General features: G+C 44.3%; 26 protein-coding genes and 1 other annotated feature. Of the genes, 3 read left to right on the top strand and 23 right to left on the bottom strand.

The window, feature by feature from the left end; genetic code table 11:
* Positions 1-26: 26 nt before the first annotated feature.
* From BXP28_RS21350 to BXP28_RS21325, 6 genes are all read right to left on the bottom strand, one after another.
* The gene (locus tag BXP28_RS21350) at positions 27-1,277 is read right to left on the bottom strand and encodes a Glu/Leu/Phe/Val family dehydrogenase (protein ID WP_036657882.1); all 1,251 of its coding nucleotides are present in this window, start codon (positions 1,275-1,277) and stop codon (positions 27-29) included.
* 136 nt (positions 1,278-1,413) lie between these two features.
* A complete protein-coding gene (locus BXP28_RS21345; RefSeq protein WP_023482625.1) occupies positions 1,414-2,022 on the bottom strand; it encodes a genetic competence negative regulator in 609 nt (202 codons plus the stop codon).
* A 224-nt stretch (positions 2,023-2,246) separates the two neighbouring features.
* Positions 2,247-2,546, bottom strand: a complete 300-nt coding sequence (locus BXP28_RS21340) for a hypothetical protein (protein ID WP_036657880.1) — start codon at positions 2,544-2,546, stop codon at positions 2,247-2,249.
* Positions 2,547-2,728: 182 nt separating this feature from the next.
* Positions 2,729-2,941, bottom strand: coding sequence for a hypothetical protein (locus BXP28_RS21335; RefSeq protein WP_144029538.1), 213 nt, complete (start codon positions 2,939-2,941; stop codon positions 2,729-2,731).
* Between the two features lie 5 nt (positions 2,942-2,946).
* A complete protein-coding gene (locus BXP28_RS21330; RefSeq protein ID WP_023482623.1) occupies positions 2,947-3,567 on the bottom strand; it encodes a CPBP family intramembrane glutamic endopeptidase in 621 nt (206 codons plus the stop codon).
* A complete protein-coding gene (locus BXP28_RS21325; RefSeq protein WP_023482622.1) occupies positions 3,560-3,877 on the bottom strand; it encodes a rhodanese-like domain-containing protein in 318 nt (105 codons plus the stop codon). Before BXP28_RS21325 ends, BXP28_RS21330 begins: the two co-directional genes overlap by 8 nt.
* 186 nt (positions 3,878-4,063) lie before the next feature.
* Between BXP28_RS21325 and BXP28_RS21320 the strand changes: the two genes are divergently transcribed.
* Together BXP28_RS21320 and serA are read left to right on the top strand one after the other, a co-directional pair.
* A complete protein-coding gene (locus tag BXP28_RS21320; protein ID WP_023482621.1) occupies positions 4,064-4,552 on the top strand; it encodes an inorganic diphosphatase in 489 nt (162 codons plus the stop codon).
* Between the two features lie 160 nt (positions 4,553-4,712).
* Positions 4,713-4,957, top strand: a binding site (T-box leader).
* A gap of 58 nt (positions 4,958-5,015) precedes the next feature.
* Complete coding sequence (gene serA / locus BXP28_RS21315) at positions 5,016-6,599, top strand: phosphoglycerate dehydrogenase (protein ID WP_036658397.1); 1,584 nt, start codon at positions 5,016-5,018, stop codon at positions 6,597-6,599.
* 123 nt (positions 6,600-6,722) lie between these two features.
* Here serA and BXP28_RS21310 read toward each other — a convergent pair whose 3' ends face one another.
* The 10 genes from BXP28_RS21310 to BXP28_RS21265 all read right to left on the bottom strand — a co-directional run bounded on the left by BXP28_RS21310 (position 6,723) and on the right by BXP28_RS21265 (position 16,474).
* Positions 6,723-8,531: an ATP-binding protein gene (locus BXP28_RS21310; RefSeq protein WP_235430627.1), complete on the bottom strand. Its 1,809-nt coding sequence runs from the start codon at positions 8,529-8,531 to the stop codon at positions 6,723-6,725.
* Between the two features lie 46 nt (positions 8,532-8,577).
* Positions 8,578-9,291, bottom strand: coding sequence for a response regulator transcription factor (locus BXP28_RS21305; protein ID WP_023482618.1), 714 nt, complete (start codon positions 9,289-9,291; stop codon positions 8,578-8,580).
* 75 nt (positions 9,292-9,366) lie between these two features.
* Positions 9,367-10,611, bottom strand: a complete 1,245-nt coding sequence (gene ccsB, locus BXP28_RS21300; protein ID WP_036657877.1) for a c-type cytochrome biogenesis protein CcsB — start codon at positions 10,609-10,611, stop codon at positions 9,367-9,369.
* Positions 10,608-12,278 carry a cytochrome c biogenesis protein ResB gene (resB, locus tag BXP28_RS21295; protein WP_036657875.1) on the bottom strand — a complete coding sequence of 557 codons (1,671 nt, stop codon included), beginning with the start codon at positions 12,276-12,278 and terminating at the stop codon, positions 10,608-10,610. Before resB ends, ccsB begins: the two co-directional genes overlap by 4 nt.
* 14 nt (positions 12,279-12,292) lie before the next feature.
* The gene (locus tag BXP28_RS21290; RefSeq protein ID WP_036657874.1) at positions 12,293-12,859 is read right to left on the bottom strand and encodes a redoxin domain-containing protein; all 567 of its coding nucleotides are present in this window, start codon (positions 12,857-12,859) and stop codon (positions 12,293-12,295) included.
* A gap of 65 nt (positions 12,860-12,924) precedes the next feature.
* Positions 12,925-13,674, bottom strand: a complete 750-nt coding sequence (locus BXP28_RS21285) for a pseudouridine synthase (protein ID WP_023482614.1) — start codon at positions 13,672-13,674, stop codon at positions 12,925-12,927.
* A gap of 19 nt (positions 13,675-13,693) precedes the next feature.
* Positions 13,694-14,032, bottom strand: a complete 339-nt coding sequence (locus BXP28_RS21280) for an N-acetylmuramoyl-L-alanine amidase (protein ID WP_036657872.1) — start codon at positions 14,030-14,032, stop codon at positions 13,694-13,696.
* A 90-nt stretch (positions 14,033-14,122) separates the two neighbouring features.
* Entirely contained in the window at positions 14,123-14,656 is a 534-nt protein-coding gene (locus BXP28_RS21275; RefSeq protein ID WP_023482612.1) for a spore maturation protein, read from the bottom strand.
* A gap of 15 nt (positions 14,657-14,671) precedes the next feature.
* Positions 14,672-15,262, bottom strand: coding sequence for a nucleoside recognition domain-containing protein (locus BXP28_RS21270; protein WP_023482611.1), 591 nt, complete (start codon positions 15,260-15,262; stop codon positions 14,672-14,674).
* A 24-nt stretch (positions 15,263-15,286) separates the two neighbouring features.
* Positions 15,287-16,474 carry a D-alanyl-D-alanine carboxypeptidase family protein gene (locus tag BXP28_RS21265; RefSeq protein WP_024093721.1) on the bottom strand — a complete coding sequence of 396 codons (1,188 nt, stop codon included), beginning with the start codon at positions 16,472-16,474 and terminating at the stop codon, positions 15,287-15,289.
* Positions 16,475-16,713: 239 nt separating this feature from the next.
* Here BXP28_RS21265 and BXP28_RS21260 point away from each other — a divergent pair, with 239 nt between their 5' ends.
* A complete protein-coding gene (locus BXP28_RS21260) occupies positions 16,714-18,015 on the top strand; it encodes an ArsB/NhaD family transporter (protein WP_023482609.1) in 1,302 nt (433 codons plus the stop codon).
* A 120-nt stretch (positions 18,016-18,135) separates the two neighbouring features.
* Here the strand turns inward: BXP28_RS21260 and ytfJ are convergent, their stop codons facing one another.
* From ytfJ to ribE, 7 genes are all read right to left on the bottom strand, one after another.
* On the bottom strand, positions 18,136-18,642 hold the full coding sequence (ytfJ, locus tag BXP28_RS21255) for a GerW family sporulation protein (RefSeq protein WP_023482608.1): 507 nt from the start codon (positions 18,640-18,642) through the stop codon (positions 18,136-18,138).
* A gap of 79 nt (positions 18,643-18,721) precedes the next feature.
* Positions 18,722-19,429, bottom strand: a complete 708-nt coding sequence (locus BXP28_RS21250; protein WP_023482607.1) for a DUF2953 domain-containing protein — start codon at positions 19,427-19,429, stop codon at positions 18,722-18,724.
* 165 nt (positions 19,430-19,594) lie between these two features.
* Entirely contained in the window at positions 19,595-20,236 is a 642-nt protein-coding gene (gene scpB, locus BXP28_RS21245) for an SMC-Scp complex subunit ScpB (protein WP_036658393.1), read from the bottom strand.
* Positions 20,205-20,987 (bottom strand): segregation and condensation protein A, encoded by a 783-nt coding sequence (locus BXP28_RS21240; RefSeq protein WP_036657869.1) that lies wholly within the window; start codon positions 20,985-20,987, stop codon positions 20,205-20,207. Before BXP28_RS21240 ends, scpB begins: the two co-directional genes overlap by 32 nt.
* A gap of 430 nt (positions 20,988-21,417) precedes the next feature.
* The gene (gene ribH, locus BXP28_RS21235; protein ID WP_023482604.1) at positions 21,418-21,888 is read right to left on the bottom strand and encodes a 6,7-dimethyl-8-ribityllumazine synthase; all 471 of its coding nucleotides are present in this window, start codon (positions 21,886-21,888) and stop codon (positions 21,418-21,420) included.
* 35 nt (positions 21,889-21,923) lie between these two features.
* Positions 21,924-23,153 carry a bifunctional 3,4-dihydroxy-2-butanone-4-phosphate synthase/GTP cyclohydrolase II gene (locus tag BXP28_RS21230; RefSeq protein ID WP_040931955.1) on the bottom strand — a complete coding sequence of 410 codons (1,230 nt, stop codon included), beginning with the start codon at positions 23,151-23,153 and terminating at the stop codon, positions 21,924-21,926.
* A gap of 34 nt (positions 23,154-23,187) precedes the next feature.
* On the bottom strand, positions 23,188-23,853 hold the full coding sequence (ribE, locus tag BXP28_RS21225) for a riboflavin synthase (RefSeq protein WP_023482602.1): 666 nt from the start codon (positions 23,851-23,853) through the stop codon (positions 23,188-23,190).
* Positions 23,854-23,855 lie beyond the last annotated feature (2 nt).

Below are 23,855 nucleotides of genomic sequence, written 5' to 3'. Positions count from 1 at the left end.
CTTTCTTAGCGGTAATAAACGCTACATTATACCCAGCCTCTGAAACGAGCAGCCTCAGCCATTTTTCGAACGCCTACCATATAAGCTGCAAGCCTCATATCTACTTTCCGGGTACTATGAATAGTATAGACATTTTCAAACGCATTTTCCAATACCTCTTGAAGTTTGGAATGAACTTCATTTTCTGTCCAGTAATATCCCTGGTTGTTCTGTACCCATTCAAAATAGGAAACAACAACTCCTCCGGAGCTGGCCAGAACATCAGGAACAAGTAAGGTTCCTCTTTCCGTCAAAACTTTGGTAGCTTCAAGAGTAGTAGGCCCGTTCGCAGCTTCCACTACAATTCCGGCTTTAATCCTGTGGGCATTTTCCATTGTAATCTGGTTTTCAATAGCAGCCGGAACGAGAATATCGCATTCCTGTTCCAGGATTTCTTTGTTCGTCAGGGTATTCTTGAATAGCTTGGTTACCGTACCGAAAGAATCACGGCGGTCAAGCAAATATTCAATGTCCAGTCCTTCAGGGTTGTATAACCCCCCGTGTACATCCGAAATACCCACTACTTTTGCACCGGTATCGTGCATAAATTTTGCCAGATAGCTTCCCGCATTACCGAAACCTTGAATAATGACACGTGCATCTTTTAATTTAATACCACGTTTATCCAAAGCCTTGTTGATCATGATAGTGACCCCCTTGGCTGTCGCGGTTTCGCGGCCATGGGAACCGCCTAACACAAGGGGTTTACCTGTGATAAATCCGGGTGCATCAAACTCCCTGATGCGGCTGTATTCATCCATCATCCATGCCATAATTTGCGAGTTAGTCATCACGTCCGGAGCCGGAATATCTTTATTTGGCCCAACCATCTGGCTGATGGCCCGCACATAACCGCGGCTCAGCCGTTCCAATTCCCTGAAAGACATGTTGCGCGGATCACAGATAATTCCGCCTTTTCCCCCGCCATAAGGCAAATCTACGATGCCGCATTTCAGGCTCATCCATATCGAAAGCGCTTTAACTTCATCTTCATTAACATCCGGATGAAAACGGACTCCCCCCTTGGTAGGACCAACAGCATCATTATGCTGGGCACGGTAACCTGTAAAAACTTTGGTATTGCCATCATCCATACGGACTGGTATACGAACCGTTAGTAAGCGCAGCGGCTCTCTTAATAAATCAAACATCTCATCTGAATACCCAAGCCGCTTAAGGGCTTGTTCGATTACAACTTGCGTCGAGAGAAACACATTCAAATTTTCTGTGTTAGCCATTGATACCACCCCATCTAATTTGTTGTTGTACACAAAAGGCGCACTAAAATAAAGCACCTAACAGAAAACAAAACTTTTTCGTTAGATGCTTTATTATTATATTGAAGGTGCACATCTCGAACCATCATTCCAATGTTTATTTGAAATGCCGGCACAGCAGATTCACTGCATCGGATTCCATAACTTTCTTGCCGTATTCTTCCAGAACTGCTGCAGTTATAGAACTCGCTTCCCCATATTCAGACAAGATTGCAATGAATGTATGATACTGCTGCTCTTCGAGGTCCACCGATTCAAGCTGTAAAATCCATTTTTCTTGATATGAATATAGCGTTCCTCCCTCTTCAAGTAAAGGCTGAACTGCTTTTGCCGCCTGCACGACATCTTCGAAATCACGAAATGCAAAGGAAATAACGTCAGTTTGTTCCAGTGTAACTTCCATCTCATAAACTTCGTCCGGTTCATGCATATCGAACATATCGTTCGAAGGGGACAGCATATCCATCTTTCCTCTTGTAACGATGACAACCATACCCTGGGCAGGCAAAGCAAATACTTCGACTGCCAAAGGTCCGGATGGGTCGAAGCCAAGCTCTGAATAGGCCTGATCCATCATTTCGCTAAAGAGCTCATGCACCTTCGGAATTTCTCTCCACATATCATCCTTCTGAATGCCCCGCTCCGTTAAATCATCGAACGTAAGGAAAATCCGTATCTTATCCTGGCTCAATCTTTCTATTTTCATGACAGGATCCTCCTTTGCCTGACACCTTAATTTCTTTTATAAGCTATGAACAGATTTTGAAAAAGTGTGTGCAAACAAACAGAGCTTGTTTGGTGTCATTTCCTTTATTATACCATGTTATCACTAAATTGTTAGTCCTGAACGCAAGAAAAATAAAAAAGCACGGATGCCTACAGGCAAGGCGTCCCGTGCTTCTTTACTTTCATCTTATCCATGTTCATAAATTAAGAGTAAACAGGCGTCTTCGGTTTTTGGGCTTCACTCATAATTTCATCGACAACGGTTTTGATTTCAGGATTTTTTGCAATGATATCTTGGACTCTTTGTTTATCCATGGCATTTGATGTTCTTATGCTCTGCTTACCGGCGGAAGCAGCTTCTTTGCCTGCTGTCCCGATCATATTTTCCATCGCATTCCCGGTTGAATTGAACATTGCCATCATCTTGCCGCGGTTTCGTCTTCTGAAGAACATAAATACGGCCGTCCCGATTGCCCCCCAAAACAAAAGTGAACCAAGTCTCATGATATTCCCTCCAATTCTTAAATAGGATGACATCCATTTATAGCTTGTTCTTCCGTTTAAGACGATATTCACATAATGGGGAGGGAAAGGATGGAGACAAACAGCTTAGAAGTGATTCCACCTCTAAATAAGTCGACTTTCATACGCCAAAAAAACGATTCCCGCTTCATCGGCAACGGAACTTATGGTTCTGCGGTACACTGTATCCCCCAATAAGCAAGACCAATAACGAGCAAAATGAACATAAACAAAAGGATCTGATAAAAAATTTTGGCCACCTTCCCTTTTTGTGAAGGATGTACACTGCTGCGGGGCGGCAAAAAATGAGAGTCTTTTACTTCATCCAATTGATCTTTCATTGACATGCGCTCTCTGGTTTTTTTCGATCTCGCCAATATGTTCATTCCTCCTTGCTGTAGCGAAGCAAACAACCCATGATAAAGTCAATCACAAAATGTGCCAAAATTGGTGTCCACAAAGACCCTGTTTGTTCATAGACAAGACCTAATCCGTAACTGATAAGAAAAACAAGCCCCGTAGGAATCCAATGTCTTAAATACCGGACATGGATAACCGTAAATAGTAAAGCTGTCCAATAAGCTCCCAGATAATACTGAATTCCTCCACGGAAAAGAAGCTCTTCTGAGAAAGAGACTATGAGACAAATCAAAGCAATGTGCCAAAGGGGCCTGCGGGCAAAAAGCTTATTATTGATTCCCCCGTCATCCGTATATTCTGCCGGAACATAATTTGAGATGACGATATCCAGACAAACAGCAAAAAGGGCCAGATATAGTCCGTACCCTGCTATGGACAAGCCGGGCTCTAGAGTGAACAAACTTGAAAGACTTCTGGGCTGGAACCAAAAAAATAATCCGCCCAGCAGTAAAATGCCTGCTTGGGTAATGTAAAGATTTAAGAGCAGAACACGGTCGCCGATCTCGCTAATGTCCACCTTGGTAGTCAGTTTAAATCGCTTTACCCTCTTCTTCATCTCTGCTTCCTTCCTGATATTAATCATATTGAAAGCCTCGAAGACCGGAGACCGCGGCCATCCCGCCTCTTACATTTATCACCCTCTTTTTCCCCTGCCGGAGCAAAAAGCGGCAGACCATTTCACTTCGCACACCATGTGCGCATATGACGTATACCTCCCGGTCTTCCGGTATCTCATCCAGGTGCTCAGGAATTGTTTGCATGGGCATTAAACGTGGTTCTTCCAAATGATAATAAGACCATTCTTCCGGTTCCCTTGCATCCAGAATAAGAACTTCCTTCAACAATCCCTGGTCCAGTTGGTGCAAAAAATCTTCTGGTGCAATATGATCCATATTCAGCCTCCGTGGTGAGTAAAAATCACTAATTTGTTTCTTAGGGTACCTGAAAAAAACGGCAACTTCAAGCATAGCCATTGCATTCTTTCGGTAAGATGCTTTAAAATAAGAAAGGTTACGTACATAGTTACCGGCATATCAAAAAACCAATCTTATGATACAAATAAAAGGAGGCAACCATACATGTCTAATCTGGTTGTGGAAGCATTTATTGAAATACCTACAGGCAGTCAGAACAAATATGAATTTGACAAAGAGAGAAATGTATTCGTTCTGGACCGCGTACTTTATTCTCCTATGTTTTATCCTGCAGAATACGGTTATCTGGAAAACACTCTCGCTTTGGACGGAGATCCGCTGGACATTCTGGTTCTGTCCACCTTTCCGACATTCCCTGGATGTGTGATCGAGTCCCGTGTGGTTGGTGTGCTTGTCATGTCCGATGACAAAGGCCAGGACGAGAAATTGTTGGCTGTTCCAGTAAATGACCCCCGCTGGAATCATGTTCAATCTTTGAACGACGTACCTGAACATACACGTAAAGAAATCTCTCACTTTTTCCAAGTATATAAAGACCTGGAAAACAAAACAACAAAAATCGAAGGCTGGAAAGATGCAGACTTTGCGAAACAGCTTTACGAAGATTGCCTGAAGCGCTATAAAGAACAATAATCCGGCAAGCTAAATTATTCATCAGCTTTGCGGATGAATATTTCAGTTCCTAAAGATGAAGGAAATTAAAAGGGTGACCTATCATTTCTAAATCTTTTTTTGCAGACTGGGGATTGACATAATTTGGACCTCATGATAGAGTAAATTCAAATTATTCCACAGTAAAGCGTTGACGGAGCCAAGTATAAGTATAGGCCTTTCAGAGAGCCGGTGGGTGGTGGAAATCGGCAGGGTAAATTATACGGAGCACTCCAGAGCACTGGGCTGAACATTTTATGAAAATAGGCGCAGTCGGTTAGAACCCGTTACCGTTCCTGGTCTTTAAACAAAAGACCGCAGAGGCTGTATGTGTGAGCATACAGTAAATTAGGGTGGTACCACGATGAACGAACTCTCGTCCCTTTATACGGCATCCGTATGAAGGTTGGGAGTTTTTTATATGGTAGGAGGAGGAGAAGAGAACATGTTCAAAGTTCTAATTTCGGATCCCATCAGCGATATGGGAATCCAAAAGCTTTACGACGCAACTGATGTTGAAGTAGTGAAACAAACCGGATTATCCGAGGATGAACTTGTTGCACTTATCGGTGATTTTGATGCTTTGCTTGTACGTAGCCAGACGAAAGTTACAGACCGGATTATGGAGGCGGCCCCCCGCCTGAAAGTTATCGGACGTGCAGGAGTTGGGGTTGATAATATCGATCTGGAAGCTGCGACAAAGCGGGGAATTGTCGTTATTAATGCGCCCGATGGAAATACCATCGCAACCTGTGAGCACACTTTTGCCATGATCATGGCTGTTGCCCGCAATATTCCTCAAGCTTACAAAAAGACCATCAGCGGCGAATGGGACCGCAAATCTTTCCTTGGTGTTGAGTTGCGGAACAAAACACTTGGCGTAATCGGAATGGGACGAATCGGAAGTGAAGTGGCCAAGCGAGCCAAAGCCTTCGGTATGGAAGTAATCGGGTATGACCCTTTTCTCTCCGAAGACCGTGCTGAGAAATTGGGTGTTAAATTAGGTACAGTTGACGAAATTGCTTCCGGATCCGATTTTATAACCGTCCATACTCCTTTGACAAAAGAAACCCGTCATATTCTGGGTCCAGGCCAGTTTGCTATTATGAAAAAAGGAGTACGCATCGTTAACTGTGCACGGGGTGGCATTGTGGATGAAGAAGCACTCGTAGAGGCTATTAAGGCCGGGACAGTTGGCGGAGCCGCCTTCGATGTATTTGAACATGAACCTCCTGCTGCGGATCATCCGTTCCTGAATCATCCTAATATCATCGTCACGCCTCATTTGGGTGCTTCTACCGTTGAAGCCCAAGAAAATGTGGCGATCGATGTCTCGGAAGAAGTGCTTCACATTTTACGGAATGAGCCGTTCAAAAATGCTGTGAATATGCCCCCGGTACCAGCAAGTGTCATGAGAAAGCTGCAGCCTTATTTTCAGTTAGGTGAAAAAATCGGCAAGATGCTTGGCGAAATGCTCCAGGATGCTGTTAAAGAAATTACCATCCATTATTCGGGTGATGTAGCCGATACGGATACTTCCCCGCTTACACGCTATATTGTAAAAGGCATTTTTGAGCAGCAGCTGGAAGGGGTTAATGTAGTTAATGCCATGCATTTAACAAAATCCCGTGGAATCCGCATTCTGGAGCAAAAATCTTCAGATGCTAACACCTTTACCAACCTGGTAACCGTTAGTGTAAAAACAGGTAAAAAGGTCAAAATGCTGGCTGGAACACTGCTTGCAGGTTATGGGGAACGAATCGTCCGAATTGACCGGTTCCCAGTTGATTTCGCACCTGACGGCCATATTTTACTTGTATCACATAACGATAAACCTGGAATTATCGGGAAAGTGGGAACACTCCTCGGCACGAAAGATTTCAATATCGCCACCATGCAGGTCGGACGTGAAATCATTGGAGGTTCAGCTATTATGGTTTTGACCATTGACCGTCCGGTCTCCCAGGATGTGCTCGACCAATTTGTCCGCCTGCCGGAAATTGTAAACGTACGCGCTCTCACTCTATAATAATTCATAAATAAGTCCGGGAGTAAAGTTGTTTAACGTGTTTCACGACAAACAACTTTACTCCCTTTTTTTCTACAGTATGCCGGCCGTTTCGCCAGCATACACCTGATATGTTTACTTTACCTAATCTTCCCGAGCCGGACGGTACTTCGGCAAAAAAATAGAGAAGGTTGTACCTTTGCCCAGTATGCTTTGTACCTGTACCTTACCATCGTGGGCATCGATGATATTCTTTACAATAGCCAGCCCCAATCCGGTACCACCACTCGCTCCTCTTGTCCGTGCCTTATCGGCTTTATAAAACCGTTCAAACACATACGGAACATCTTCTGCGGGTATCCCCTGCCCCTCATCCTCTACTTCAATCAGGACCGCTTCTTCCTGATTGTACATAGAAAGTTCCGCGCGCAAAGTCACGGACATATGGGGATGAGTATGGCGGAATGCATTGTCCAGCAAGTTTGTAAGAACCTGTTCCAGACGGTCCTCGTCTCCCTCTATTACCAGGTGATTCCCTTCGGGAAGTTCACAGATTAACCTGATTTCCCTTTCCTTCGCCAACCCCGAAAATTTACGCTGAATACGCTGGAATAGGGTGTTTACATCTAATTCCCGGAAAGTCATGCTCATATGGCCAGCTTCCATTTTTGCTAAATCCAGCAGATCCTTAACAAGTCTTCCCATTCGCAGTGATTCGTCATGAATCACTTGAGCCAGTTCCTTTCTCTCATCCGGTGTTCCCGCAATATCATCGATAAGAGCTTCGCTATAGCCCTGTACCATGGAAAGAGGCGTCCTCAGTTCATGAGACACATTCGCCACAAAATCTTTCCGAAGCTTATCCATACGGTGTTCTTCCGTTACATCCCGAAGTACAGCTACGGCTCCAACTACCTGGTTTTGTCCGTATAATGGCGTCATTACTACAGACCATACTTCATTCTGCACATGGAGTTTAGTAAATGTTTCTTTAGCTTCCGTGATTACATAATCAAAAAGCCGCTGCAAGGGATCTGGAAGCGTTAACGGATGGGATAACTGGCTATCGGAATCCAAAATGGCTGTAGATGCATTACGGTTCCAGTCAATCTTGCCCCAATCCTTGATAATTTTCTGTCCCTGCGGATTCGTGAGCATCACATTGCCATCAGCATCCAAAGATATCACTGCATCTGTCATACTTCTCAGTACGCTGGACATCTGCTCCTTCTGATGACTGAGTACCCGGATTGTTTCTTCCAGCTGCCCGCCCATACGGTTAAAAGTCTTCGCCAGTTCCCCGATTTCGTCATTTGAAACAATAGGCACCTTAGTAGTATAATTCCCGCGGGAAATCTGGGCGGCAGCTTTACGGAGGCGGTGCAATGGCTGGGTAATCCGGTAAAACAGGAACAAGGCAAAAAAAGTGGTCATAAGAAATCCGATCATGGCTACATATACAAACAAACGTATGACCACTTGCTGAGTATCCTCGGATGTACTCAAAGACTGATAGAGGATAAAAGCCCCACCATCCGGAGTTTTAAGCGGTACCGCTACAGCCACATACTGGCTTCCCGTAGCTACCCTGCCGTTAACATGCTTGGGCACCTTGCTTAACAATTTTTTTCCTTCAAACACCTGCTTCAGCTCATCCTCACTAAAAAAGTCAGTGGCATGAAAAGAGGCCAGCTTATTGTTCGGGTTCTCTGGTAGAGTAAGCTCTTTCATGTTCTTCGTTACCACAATAAAGCTGGCATCCTGGTAGCCGAGCAGTTGGTTAGCAAATTCAAAATATTCTTTGTCATGAACATGCTGGGAGGCTCCGTCTGCAAATTCAACGGCCATTTTGCTCAGCCGGTCGGTTTGATCCGTCGCCTGATAAAAATACTCCTGAATGAATTGTACGAGAAAGAATCCGAGTATTAACAGCACGAAAGCGACTAACGCCATGATTGTTAACCAAAGCTTCCCAACTACGGTTCTGAAAATAAACACGTTATTTCGGTACCTCAAGCTTGTATCCGACACCCCATACTGTCGTTATCATGACTGCAGCCTCGGGAGATACTTTGTTCAATTTTTCCCTGAGCCGTTTCACATGGGTATCTACTGTCCGAAGATCTCCAAAAAATTCATAATTCCAAACATCCTTCAACAATTCTTCCCTGGAAAATACTTTATCCGGAGAAACCGCCAGATAATGCAGAAGCTCATATTCTTTTGGCGTAAGCGCTACCTCTTGTCCGCCTGCCGTTACACGGTGCGCATCATGCTCAATTACAAGATGAGGGAACACGATATTGTTGCTTGAATTGCTGTCTTTGGACAAGAAAGCCGTCGCTGATGAACGGCGTAAAATCGCCTTAACCCTATATATCACTTCCCGTGGACTAAAAGGTTTCACTACGTAATCATCTGCCCCAACCTCAAAGCCGTGCACCCGATTCGTTTCTTCCCCTTTAGCTGTCAGCATAATGACGGGAGTTGTTTTAAACTGGCGCAGCCTTGCACACACTTCTGTCCCGTCCATACCGGGAAGCATGATATCAAGAAGGATCAGATCATAATCTTTATCCATGGCCAGCTTCAATGCCGTTTCCCCGTCTTGTGATTCTTCAATATCGTACCCTTCCTTCTCCAGGTACATCCGGAGCAAGCGCCGGATTCTTTCTTCGTCATCTACAACCAGAATGCTCGAACTCTGTTCCATAGGGTTTCACATTCCCTTCCGATTTTAGTAATGCATTGGAGTATGAAACGGGCTTTTTACTCCATCTATAGATTATTATACACCTGCGTAAGAATGCAACCCTGCAATGATTAAATTCACTCCCACCAAGGTAAACATGACAATAATAAAGCCGACTACGGCGAGCCAGGATGATTTTTTTCCCTGCCAGCTTCTTGAAAGGCGAAGGTGCAGATAAGCCGCATAGAAGAGCCAGGTGATCAAGGCCCATACCTCTTTCGGATCCCAGCCCCAGAATCTTCCCCAGGCCTGATTGGCCCAAATCATCGCAAATATCAATCCTCCCAGAGTAAAGACCGGATATCCTATAGCAATGGACCTGTAGCTGATTTCATCAAGGTTCTCCGGATCCATTCCCTTTAACAGCGGAGAAATTTTCTCACTGATAGGCTTTCGGATAAACAAGCGTAAAAGACCATAAAGGACCGAACCTGCAAGAATAGACCAGACAATTGTATTTAATTTTCTTGCGGCCTTTTCTCCATTCATCCAGCCCGGAGCCTCAAGCAAAGGCTTTTCCATGCCAAGAAAGGCCTGCATTTGTACAGTTTCTGCCTTATGCGGCTGAATTAGCGGTGGCATTGAATATTTGGTTTCCACTTGTTTTGGTTCTTTATTTATGACAATTTCATGTTTAAAAGAAGCCTGGTAGTGGGTAGCCGAGAAATAAAAAGTGGATATGATAAATCCGATAAGGACCACAATGATGTACATGACCAGCTCAAGCCATCTAACTTCCCGTTTGCTGGACGCGCTGCTTTTGCTAAAATCAACGGTCCGTATCAGATGCATGAGTCCTGCCGCAAAACCGATAGCAAAAAAAGCATCCCCTGCAGAAGCCATGGTGACATGAATGCTCAGCCAAATGCTTTTTAGGCTTGGAATCAGGGGCTGGACTTCATTCGGAAAAGCCATAGCATAGGCCAGAATCAGGATGCTGACCGGAATGGCAAAAGCACCAAGCACCACGGTCTTATATATCGCATAAAGGATCAGAAAAGCCGTTACGATCATCATCGCCAGAAAGGTCATAAACTCGAACATATTGCTTGTCGGAATATGTCCCGCAACTACCCAGCGGGTAAAGAAAAAACCTAAGTGACAGGCATAACCGACCCATGTTACCCATAGAGAGACACGGGACCATTTCCGTACATGATCTTCCGGATTTCGTTTTCTCCACTTCTTTCCTGTGATGGATAGCACAAACAAAAGAAAAGATAGGCAGTATACTAAAAAAGCAGAGAGCAGCAAGATCATACTTATTTTACTGAGGGTCATTTCCGGTTTCCTCCTCTATCCAGCCGTTTATCATCTTCCAGTTTGATTCCATTCTGCGAAAGAGCGGAAGCGGATTCTTTGCGAATGGCATACCAGTTTTTATTGATATGGGCTCCAAGCAGCAGTTTACGTCCGTCGATCCGGATCCAGATACGCCGGTGCTGCCAATAAAAACCCATCACTAAACCGATCATGGAGATGGCGGCTCCCACCCAGATAAAAGGAAGCGCTCTGTCCATGCGGATATTAAGTGAAGAGACGAACTCAGACAGATGAACCTTATCCATGGAATCGACAGACAGCTCAAACCGTTTACCAAGCTCTCCATTCAGATCATCTTGGCGGAACCGGATTTTATCACTTTGCTTGGGAAAATACATAAAGTTCTCACCATTTTCGGTAATGCCCGGACCATTCAATTGGAAAATAAAAGCAGGAGCCTTAGGTTCATTGGATTTTGTAACGGGCTGGCCTTTATTATCTAAGCCGAACTCCGGAAAATAGGCTTTAAGCTGTAAAGTATAAGGACCAATTTTATATTGTTTTTCAGGGTTTTGCATTTTCAAGTCAAAACTGCCTATTTGTTCTCCGGTCTGTTTGTTAACCAGTGAAGGAGTAACTGAAATCAGAACCGGGTCCATTTCGTAGCTGTATTGGTAGGCCTTTATCCCTTGATAATTAAGGGGATGATTCACCATAATATTATGGCTCGTAACTTGCTCCAAAACCGGCTCTTGTCCCGGATCATCGCAGCGGTCCGTACATTTATACAGTACAGCTTTTGTTTCGAAACTTTTTGGAAGCGTTTGTCCCTCATCCTTCATTTTCTGTGTAAGTTCATTTTCATCATAAAAGTCAACCGTAAATTTTTCATTTTTTAAATAATAGGAAGTATTGGGAATCAGCTTGGTCTCTCCTTCCCTGATTTGTATGTATTGGTCCATTTGCCATCCGGGCAGACCTCTCATTAAAACCGCGAGCAAAAAAATGATCAAGCCGATATGATTTATGTATGGCCCCCAACGGCTGAACCGGTTCTTCTCGGCAAGCAGAGCCGTTCCATCGATGTTGACACGATAATGTTTCTTTTTTAGTGTTTGTCCCATTTGACGGATCCAATCTTCGGCAGATATCCCCGCCGGCAGTTCCTGTTCCAAACTGATCCGCTGACGGCTGATAAAACTGGGATGCTTGCGCACCTGCTGTTTGTTTAGCGCCTTATAAAGGGGAAGAACACGATCCAGGCTGCAGATAACCAAAGACGTGCCAATCATGAACAGCAGCGTGACAAACCACCACGACTGATAAGTATGCGATAATCCCAGTTTGTAATAAAGCTCCCCTGTCCATCCGTAGGTATCCTTATAATAGGTGACCGGATCTATACTAAGGAAAGAGTCCTCCTGAGGATAAATGGAGCCTAAAGCAGCTCCGATTAAGGTAATGATAATCAAATAAATGGCTACTCTTACCGAAGAAAAAAAACTCCAAACCTTAATGACTACATTCCGGTCCTTGCGCTGTGAGCGGCGGACGGCTCCGTCATACCGCATTTCAAGAATGCCGCCTGAATCCTCGTACTCCTCAGTCGGTTTTCCGCAGGATTCACAAAGAACCGTTCCCACAGGATTCTGATGGCCGCATTCGCATTTTGTGTTCTGAATCATGATGGGAACCTCCCTTATTGAGTGGTTAATGAAGTCAGCCTATCATTTATATACGCATCGTCCATGCCGCCAATTTTAATCTCCCGTATATTTCCTTTGGAATCAACAAAAAACGTAGTAGGATATTGGGTCACCTGGTATAATTTGCGGACTTGATCCGTTGCGTCCAATAAAATAGGCAGATCTTTGGTGAACGGTTTCCTATACGTTTTCTCTGAATTGGCCTTGCTATTGTCGATAAAGTTCTGGATGGTTACTTCGCTTTCACCAAGATTAACCGCCAAAACCTCTACACCTTTCTCACTCCACTGCTGGTACTGATGCATAATGGCAGGCATCTCTTCCTTGCAAGGTTCACAAAATGTGCCCCAAAAATTTATCATAAGGGCTTTTCCTTTAAAGTCGGCAAGCTCATGTGTTCGGCCGTCTATCCCGGCAAGTTTAAAGTTTGGGGCCTGGTCTCCTGCTGTCAGCGCTTTCTTCTCTTTGCCCGAGGAAAGGTTGCTGTAAATAGTAAATACGCCTATAACGAGTACAACCGCCAAAATACCGATTTGTATCCATTTCCGGTTTTTGCCCATCTTTTTTATCACCTTCTATTTTTTGGCATACTACATTCCATTATAACGAAAAAAAAGGCCGTCGATTATTGGCCTTTTTGAACTTTATGTGACTGTGAAGCCTCATTCAGGAGAGCCTGTACTTCTTCTTTCCGCATTCTCCGGAACTTCCCTCTGGGCAGCCCGACAAGCGGGATGGAACCGAATTTCACCCTTTTGAGCCTCGTGACCGGATAACCTACGGCTTCAAACATACGCCGGACCTGACGGTTTTTTCCTTCGTAGATTGTTATCGAAATGACCGACTGCTTCTTATCGGGATCTATATCATGGTACTCCACTTCGGCAGGGGCAGTCATGCCATCCTCAAGTTTCACTCCTTCGCGCAGCTTTTCCAAAACAGAACCGTGTGGAACTCCTTTTACCGTTGCGTGATAAGTTTTGGACACATGATGTCTCGGATGGGTTACCATGTTGGCAAATTCCCCGTCGTTTGTCAAAATAAGCAATCCTTCTGTATCATAATCAAGGCGTCCGACAGGGTATACCCGTTCCTTTATTCCTTTAAGAAAATCACCTACGACACGCCGGCCCTCCGGGTCTGAGACACTCGTAATAACCCCTTTAGGCTTATTAAATAAAATATATATTTTCTCCTGATTTTGAATAGCTCGTCCATCCACTTTAATGACATCCTGGTGTGGATTCACTTTCACACCAAGCGTACTTACAACTTTATCGTTAACTTCCACTCGGCCTGCCAAAATGATCTCTTCGCATTTGCGACGAGAGGCCACTCCTGCTGCGGCAAGCACTTTCTGCAATCTTTCTTCCATTGGGACTCTTCACCTCTCCCTAATGATAACCGCCTGGTGAAGAAATCACAAGTTCCTCCCATGGAAACTTTTCACCGGGACAGGTACGGGTATGAGGATATATATGACCCGCATTAAAACCCATCCGATTGGACAGGGCCCCCATCAGCTTTTGAACCACAAACAGCTGCTCCTTCTGAGATGCTTTCAGCGGCAGGCCTCCGCTGAAATCCCCTTCCAGGCAGACATGAAGGAAACTGGGATCGGCCCTTTCCGGTGACAAGAGTACTGTACTGTCTTTGGTGACAAAAAAATCATACCCTTTCCCGTTAATACAAGGGCAGATTGAATGATGAAGTATGATCCCGACAATCTGCATAGGAGCACCTCTTTTTCCTGACTGTTTCTTCATTATATGAAGAGAGCGGGAAAAGAGGTGACTATCCAAATAGGTAAACATACCTTGTTATTAAGCGAATACCATATAACATACGATAATGGAAGCAATGAAACCGATAAGATCGGAAATTAACCCTACTTTAAGTGCATAGCCGGCCTTTCGAATACCTATGGCCCCGAAATAAACGGTAATTACATATAAAGTGGTGTCCGTACTTCCCTGTACCGTAGAAGCAATTCTGCCAATCATGGAGTCCGGACCAAATTGCTGGATCAAATCCGCCGTAAAGGCAAGGGAGCCCGCTCCTGTAATAGGGCGTAAAAAAGCAAGAGGCAGCACCTCTGTCGGGACACCTATACTTTCCATAAATGGCTTCATCCAACCGATCAATAAATCCATGGCTCCGGAGGCCCTGAAAACACTGATGGCCACCATCATCCCAACCAAATGGGGAATAATCTTGATGGCCGTATCAAACCCGTCCTTTGCTCCGTCTACAAACGATTCATATACAGGCACTTTGCGATAAGCTGCGTACAACGGAATAAATACGATCATAACAGGAATGGCCCAGGCCGAAATGACGGAGATCAGGGTATACATGATAGCTGCTCCTTTCTAGACAGATTTCTTCAAGGCTTTTTTCCGGTAGAATCTGTCTACGATGATGGCGGCAACCGTTGCAACAAAGGTAGCCATTAAAGTGCTTCCGACAATGTCAGCCGGATTTTTCGAGTGGAAATTCATGCGGATCGCAATCAATGTCGTTGGAATTAAAGTAATACTGGCCGTATTCAGGGCAAGTAGTGTACACATCGCTGGACTGGCCGTATCTTTTTCCGGATTAAGCTTTTGCAGCTCTTGCATCGCTCTGATTCCCATAGGTGTGGCGGCATTCCCAAGGCCTAATATGTTAGCGCTCATGTTGGACATAATATAACCGACAGCTGGATGATCTTTCGGGATGCTGGGGAATAAAAAGCGGACAATCGGGCGCAGGAGCACGGCCAGTTTCTTAAGAAGGCCTGAATCTTCGGTGATCTTCATGATTCCAAGCCAAAATACAAGTATACTGATCAAGCCGAAGCAAACGGTCACCCCGCTTTTTGCCCCGTCAAAAACAGCTTGGGTAACCACGTCTATTTTTCCTTGAACTGCGGCTACGGCAAATCCCGCTACCAGAAAAAATAACCAGATCCAGTTGACCATCAGACTTCACCTGCTTTCTCATAGTTATTCCATTCCCGAACCCAACATCATAAACAAGGAAGCTATTACGGTACGAAAAGCATCCGTTGCCTTGCTGAATGCTGACATATGGACTTCCGTCGGTTTATATTCGAAGACAGACTGCTCAGTTTTGTTCAATCCGGGACTTTCCGGTTCATACAACGGGATAGTGCCTATTGGATGATCCTCCCCAAGGTAAAAGGTAAGCAGGCCCCTTTCTCCGGTTCTATATTCCAGCGATTTCGGATCGTGGCTTACTACTTTACTGATCATCTGTTTTTGTTCATCACCATGGAAAGGGTAGGCAAAGGACCTGCCTGCTACCCAATTGGTGCCCGAGACCGTTTCCCCTTTTTGCAGGACCTGCTTCAAAGGATACGTCTCAAATCCATAATCCAGAAGCTTGGCATGATCAGCCCAATCGTTACCGTCATTTAAGGTCACGGCAGCCAGCTGCTGATTGCCGCGAGTAGCCGAGGAAACAAGGCATCTATAGGCGAGCTTGGTATAACCTGTTTTAACACCGTCAGCTCCTTCATACAGGTTGAGCATTTTATTTTTGTTTGACCAGGAGTAATCCCAGTTCGCGTTGGGATTCGGCGCTTTTTTCGTCTTTGTCTTGACAATGTCGCGGAAGACAGGATTTTTAAGGGCATAAGCCGTCAGCTTAGCCATATCGTTGGCGCTGGAATAATGTTTCATTTCCTTCCCATCATCCAGACCGGAAGGATTCGTAAAATGAGTATGGGCCATGCCCAGGAGACTGGCTTTTTCGTTCATCAGGTAAGCAAAGCCTTCGATACTTCCGCCGATATGTTCGGCTATAGTTATCGCAGCATCATTGCCCGAACGGAGCATCATACCATAAAGCAAATTATGAAGACTCATTTCTTCACCCAATTTCAAATAAAGAGACGACCCTTCTTTACCGGCCGCATTCTTGCCGACCTTCACCATATCTGATAAACGCCCTTGCTCAATCGCAATAATGGCTGTCATAATTTTGGTGGTGCTGGCAACGCGCATCTCTTTATCTCCGCTTTGTGAATATAAAATTCTACCGGAATGTACATCAATAAGCGCGGCAGCTTCAGCATGAGTGGAGATGGAAGCCGGAGCGGCAGCTGCATGCAAAGGAAGCAGTATGATACTTATCAGCAGCACGAATGTAAGTAATACTCTTTTATACATGGCTATCCTCCTACTCCTCAAATGTAGTCAGTACCGGATTTGTACATATATATGCTTGTCTGATTGGGATATGACCAAAACAGTATTTACAAAAATCCCGTGAAAGCGTATAATTAATATGGAAAACTAAATGATGCAAGTCTTGGAGGAGCCTGTTCACCACAGGCTCCTTTTTGCCTTTTTTAGCTTTTTCCGTTTGCAACATCAAGTAATAGACAGAACACAAGGAGTGATACCCTTTGCTAACCTGGATTGCCTTGGCTATCTTTTTAGTCACTTATACCATCATTATTTCCGAAAAAATTAACCGGGCAGTTATTGCCCTGCTGGGTGCCGCTTTAATGATCATCTTCGGTATCCTGGACGTCCATAAGGCCTTGGAGCATTACATAGAATGGACTACCATAGCCCTTCTTATCGGAATGATGATTCTGGTGGGGATCGCCAATAAAACGGGAGTATTTCAGTATGTTGCAATAAAAGCCGCCAAGATGGCAGGAGGAAAACCTATGAACATCCTTCTGATCCTGAGTACACTTACGGCAATTGGATCCGCCCTTTTGGATAATGTGACAACCGTATTGCTTATGGTCCCCGTCACCTTATCGATTACCAAAATCCTGCACGTGAATCCTGTACCTTTTTTAATCTCGGAAGTAATTGCTTCTAATATTGGCGGGACAGCCACATTGATCGGAGATCCTCCGAACATTATGATCGGTTCCGCTAACGAACATCTTACTTTTAATGCCTTTTTGCTGAATCTGGCCCCGATTACAATTATTATTATGGCCGTAACACTTGGTTTGCTGTATCTGATGTACCGTAAAGAACTAAAATTCAATGAGAAATATAAGCAAAAACTGATGGAACTGAAGGAGTCAGACTATATTCTCGATCGCAAGCTGATGACCAAGTCATTGATTGTACTTGGCTTTACTCTGCTTGGTTTTGTTCTTCATTCCGTCATTCATCTGGATGCATCTGTCATTGCGATCACCGGAGCCGTCGTACTGATGCTGATTGGTTTGAAGGAAGACCAGATTGAAGAGGCATTAGACACAGTGGAATGGGTGACAATCTTTTTCTTTGCAGGCCTGTTTACCTTAGTGGGAGGCCTGCAGGAAGTTGGGATTATCAACCGGCTTGCACAGGGAGTTCTTGAAATTACGGAGGGAAATATCAGCTTTGCCGCTCCTCTCATTTTATGGGGATCCGGAATTGCCTCAGCTACGATTGACAATATTCCATTTGTAGCCACGATGATTCCTCTTATTAAAGATATGGGCGTACAGCTCGGCCTCGCTGTAGATTCACCGCAGCTTAACGCTTTGTGGTGGTCGTTGGCGCTGGGGGCTTGTCTCGGTGGTAATGGGACGATAATTGGAGCTTCCGCCAACGTGATTGTAGCGGGGATTGCCAAGAAAGAAGGACACGGCTTTAGTTATCTGGAGTTCCTTAAAGTAGGGGCACCCATTATGATCGTATCTTTGTTCCTCTCTCATATTTATATTTATTTCCGCTATTTGATTTTCCTATAGGAACAAAAAACAGGGCAGAGTATTCTGCCCTCTGCCCTCCCCCTATACTACCGGAAAATCCCCTGATGTGTCATCTGTTTCGGCTTTGAAAAAACCGCCCTTCGTGGGCGGTTTTTTACTTTAGATCTGAATGTTTGGAGCGGTTGGCTCCGTTTTGATCGTGGCATTAACTTCGGTCCCCTGATCTTGGGGCTGAGTCGTCCCCGTCGCATTCTTACTCTTCATCATGTTTTGCAGCTTTTCTACAAACTGGGGAGCGGAGTCAATCAAACGCTCAACAATATGGGTTTGATTGTCCAAAGGAACTACTTTAACGCCAGGTTTACCAACAACTAAAAAGGCGATGGGGGTAATGGAAATTCCCCCTCCGCTACCACCGCCAAACGGCATAGCAACTTCAGATGTATGGGTTTGGGAACCGTCAGTCTTACGAACCTCTCTGGCGGCATTATCGGTAACAAACTGGCTTCCTCCGGCCGCAAATCCAAAGCCTACTTTACTGATCGGCATAATGACACTTCCGTCAGGGGTTTCCACAGGATCTCCGACAATGGTATTCACATCAACCATTTCCTTAATGTTTTCCATTGCCGTCTTCATGAGCCCTTGAATCGGATGATCCGACATATTGTTCTCCTCCTTGCAATTCTTCTTGGTGAAAAGGATGGAATATCAGCACTTATAATATGCCCTATGCAGACCTAAGCTATGTACTTTTGGAATATAATACTTTCCTCCAGATTTTCGGACCGCCCGGCACTTTTCTGATCCTGTTCAAAAGACGGATACAAGCCAGAATAACGGAACCTACCCGTACATGAGCCCCAATTTTTAGTTCTGTCATGAATTGGGTACGGTTATACAAAGGGTTTACCGATAAATCCGGGACGGTTTCAAGCCGGACCAAATTGACTGCAAATCCGACAAGTGTTGATTTTAATGCCCAAATGGCCCCCGTACAAATTGCTGTCTGAGGAGCATCTCCTACTCCTACATAACTGGTCCATCTCAAATCATTACAGTGAACCAGCTTAAGTGTTTGTTTAATCCATCCCTGCAAATCTACCGTTTTGTTAATCAAAAGTCTGGTTTTTAAAGAAAATCGTTTCAACCACTTTTTGTTGATGTTTTTTTCATTGTTTTTGCTGGTTTCCCTCTGTATCTGCCTGTCTACCTGTTTGGATTTCACATAAATGCCCTCTCGAATATTAACAAACTGAATAATCGGAATATGAATTTTTGTTTTAACTAATCCGTATAATCCTTTTATTTCAATTGTCAGATTATCGTTATCCTGTAATTTTGTAAACGAAATAGTACCATAAACACGGCTAAAACAAATGGCCGTAAAAGCCAGGATGCCGATCCCCGCCAGAATTATCAGGCAGTTTACTATCCAGTGCCATATAACCATGGTCCAAAGCCTCCGGTATTAACCAAATTCATGTAACAACGGTTAGTATGACCCATTTGAATAAAGACATGCAAAAAAAGGCAGTTCTGTTCTCTATCCCGGTTACATTTAGAAAACGCGGTATCCCTAAAGGGACGACCGCGTTCTTCTTCTTGATGTGAATATTCAAATATCATTTGGTTCTTTAATAGAAGACTGTGCTGTCCCGGCAGATTCATCAAAAGAAAGCTGTTCCTCTTCTTCAAATTTATCAAACAGCAGCCGCGCTTCCTCTTCAAGATCAAAACCGTCGTTAATGGTACCCGCTTCCGGCAAATCGTGAATAGAACCAAGCCCAAAGTACTCCAGAAATTTTTTGGAGGTTCCATACAGAATCGGTCTTCCGATAGCTTCAGCTCTTCCTGATTCCTCGATAAGTTCCTTAGCCATAAGGGTATGTAAAGCACGGTCACATTTTACCCCGCGGATCTCCTCAATTTCAACACGGGTGATAGGCTGCTTATATGCAATGATAGAAAGGGTCTCAAGAGCTGCCTGGGACAATGTAGACCTTGACGGAGTATAAGCCAGACGTTCAAAATAAAGGGCATGTTCCGGTAAAGTAGTGCATTGATAGCATCCCGCCACCTCAACAATTTGAATTCCCCTCTCACTTTCCTGCAAATCCTGCTTCAGTTCTTCGATTAAATCCCGTAAAGTGGATTCATCCTGATCCAGAACTTCTGCAAGCTGTTTCACAGTTATTCCTTCATCGCCCGATACAAAAATAAGTCCTTCAATAACGGATTTCATCTGTTGGTAATTCAGCATGAAGTCCCTCCTCTCTTGATTTAATCATGATGTCGTCAAAAAGGTGATATTGGAAACATTGAATACGTTTTATTTTCATCAATTCAAGCAAAGCCAAAAAAGTAACTACAAGATCCTCGCGGGTCATATGAACATCAAACAGATCGGAAAACATCATGGTGCCACCTTGAACAGCAAGGTTTCCAACCACTTCCTTCATACGGTCTTTGACTGATATCTCATCCCGCTGAATCTTTGCTACAGAGTTCCGGTGAACCATCTTTCGAAACGTCCGCTGAAAAGCCAGTACCAAGTCACCGATTTCTAGCCCTTTAACCGGATTCTCCTGTTTTTCCGGCAGAAAAGGGCTCAGATCTTCAGGCTCTCTCGTATAAACCAGGCTTCTCTCCACTTCTTTTTCCCTTAGCACATCAGCAACTGCTTTAAACTTCCGGTATTCCACAAGTTTTTGCACCAGTTCAGCCCGCGGGTCCATCTCGTCCTCCTGGTAATAATCAAAATCCATTTCGATTTCAGGAGGCTTAGGAAGCAGCATTTTGCTTTTAATGGATAGAAGAGTAGCAGCCATGACTAAAAATTCGCTTGTTACTTCAAGCTCCAGTTCCTGCATAGCTTGTACGTACTCAAGATACTGGTCGGTTATTTCTTTAACCGGTATATTATAAATATCCACTTCGGATTTATCGATTAAATGTAGAAGCAGGTCCAGGGGGCCTTCAAACACATCTAATTTGTACAGCACTTTCAATTTCAGTAGTCCTCCCCCGCGGTTTTTCTTCCTTTTATGATGATACTGTATTCTAAAGAACGTTTCCACTGTTGTACAAGGAAAAATAAATACCAAAAGAGACCTTAGCGTTACTATCCCCTTTGTTCAGTAAAATACGGTTCAGTAAAAAAATGCGGTCCAGTGAAATTACGGTTCATCGAGATTCTATATCATCTTAAAGAATATTCCAGATACTTTGGAATTAGCATGTGATTTTTTAATACAGGAAGGGTAGAGGAAGAGTTCAAGAAAAATACAGGAAAAGTACAGAAGAATAAAAAAATCCGGAAGACACGATAATTCAAAGGAAACATATTTGTATACTTCCAAAGTCACAGAAATAAAACGAAAAACCTCCCATTACACCTGATCCAGGTGAAATTGGAGGTCTTTCCTTAAATCTGTCTGATTAAGCTTGCAGCTGTTTGGTCAGATTAGCCATTTCAATAGCGGCAGATGCTGCTTCCCATCCTTTATTCCCCGCTTTAGTTCCGGCGCGTTCAACCGCTTGTTCTATAGAGTCAGTGGTCAGTACGCCAAAAATCGTAGGAACGCCGGTTTTCAAATTGATGGCTGCTACTCCTTTGGATACTTCAGCACATACATAATCGAAATGCGGAGTAGAACCCCGAATAACCGTACCTAATGTAATAACAGCATCATACTTCCCGCTTTCTGCCATTTTTTGGGCAATGAGCGGGATTTCAAAAGCTCCTGGTACCCAGGCTACATCTATTTCTTCTTCTTTCGCTCCATGCCTTTTAAGTGCGTCCAATGCACCGGAAAGCAGCTTGGAAGTAATGAATTCGTTAAAGCGGCCAATTACAATCCCGAATTTTAATTGTTCTGTCACCAAATGACCTTCAAAATATTTAACCATATATATCGCCCCTTTTATGAATTAATTTCCTCTAATTAGATGAAATGCTGTTTTTCAAATTTCAGCATATGCCCCAGTTTCTCTTTTTTGGTATGCAGGTATAAAGAGTTATCTTCATTTTCCATCATTTGAATGGGAACCCGCTCCACCACTTCAAGCCCATATCCTTCTAACCCTTTAATCTTGCGCGGGTTATTCGTCAGGAGCTTCAGCTTGCATACTCCAAGATCTTTTAGAATCTGGGCACCAATTCCGTAGTCTCTCAGATCCGGAGCAAAACCGAGCTTAAGGTTAGCCTCTACCGTATCCAGTCCTTCTTCTTGCAGCTTATAGGCTTTAAGCTTGTTAATCAATCCGATTCCCCGCCCTTCTTGACGCATATACAACAGAATACCGCTGCCTGCCTCATTAATTTGTTTTAACGCAGCTTCAAGCTGCGGACCGCAATCACAACGATGAGAATGAAATACATCTCCTGTCAGGCATTCGGAGTGAACACGGACAAGTGTGGGCTTGTCACTGCTAATTTTTCCTTTAACCAGAGCGACATGTTCCTTATTGTCTACCAGGTTCGTATAAGCGACGGCTTTAAATACTCCGAAATCCGTAGGCAATCTGGTTTCGATCTCACGCTGTACCAGCTTTTCTTTATGATTGCGGTATTCGATGAGATCCTGGATTGTAATGATCTTTAAATCATGCTTCCGGGCTATTTGCATAAGATCGGGAACCCTTGCCATTGTACCGTCTTCTTTGATGACTTCGCAGATTACCGCCGCAGGATAAGAACAGCACATTCTGGCCAAATCAACTGCTGCTTCCGTATGACCTGCCCTGCGCAGAACACCGCCCTTCTTGGCAATCAAGGGAAACATATGGCCGGGCCTGCGAAGATGCTGGGGTCCAGTGTCCGGATGAATCAGGGCTTGGACAGTCTGTGAACGTTCATAAGCGGAAATCCCTGTGGAAGTCCCGGCACCGTCCACCGAAACCGTAAATGCTGTTCCATGATAATCGGTATTTTTGGAAACCATAGGAGCCAAATCCAGCTCCATTGCCCTTTCTTCCGTTATCGGCATACAAACCAGCCCGCGTCCCTCTGTTATCATAAAGTTAATAGCCTCAGGCGTTGCTTTATCAGCCAAGACAACGAAATCCCCTTCGTTCTCTCTATCTTCATCATCCACTACGATCACGATTTTCCCCAGCATGAGATCGTAAATGGCTTCTTCAATCGAATGAAAATGCATCGATGTATCGTTCATAGCCTTTCCCTCCTGAGCAACTGTACTAAAAGCTTTACATAAAGCCGTTTTCAGTCAAAAATGTCTCGCTTAAGCTGTTCGGCTTTAACCCGCTTCCTTCTGGTTCATCCGGTACTTTCAAAAAATGCTCAATATATTTGCCTATTATGTCACATTCAATGTTCACGGTATCTCCAGGCCCTTTATCATTTAATATCGTTTCAGCCAGAGTATGGGGTATGATTGAAACCGAGAATGTCCCTTCTTTTGTATCTACTACAGTTAAACTGATCCCGTCTATCGTAATGGAACCTTTCGGAATAATATACCGGGTTAATCGCCCTGTTAGAGGCCTGAATCTATAAACTACGGCATTTTCTTCCCGGTCTTTACCAATAACAACGGCGGTTCCGTCCACATGTCCCTGTACGATGTGCCCGCCATACCGGCCTCCCGCCTGCATGGCCCTTTCCAGGTTTACTCTGGAACCTGTTTTTAGCTTCGCAAGATTCGTACTGCGGAAGGTCTCAGGCATTACATCCACCGAAAATTCCTGATCTTGAAAAGCAACAACTGTCAAACAAACCCCATTAACCGCTATGCTGTCTCCAAGATGAATATCTTCCAATATCTTTTTGGCTCCGATCGTCAAAATCAAAGCCTGTCCCTGCCTGTCAATCCTCCGCATGGTGCCGATTTCCTCGATTATGCCCGTGAACATTT

Source organism: Paenibacillus larvae subsp. larvae (genome assembly GCF_002003265.1).
Lineage (GTDB): Bacteria > Bacillota > Bacilli > Paenibacillales > NBRC-103111 > Paenibacillus_H > Paenibacillus_H larvae.
This window is presented reverse-complemented; position numbering and strand designations above follow the sequence as displayed.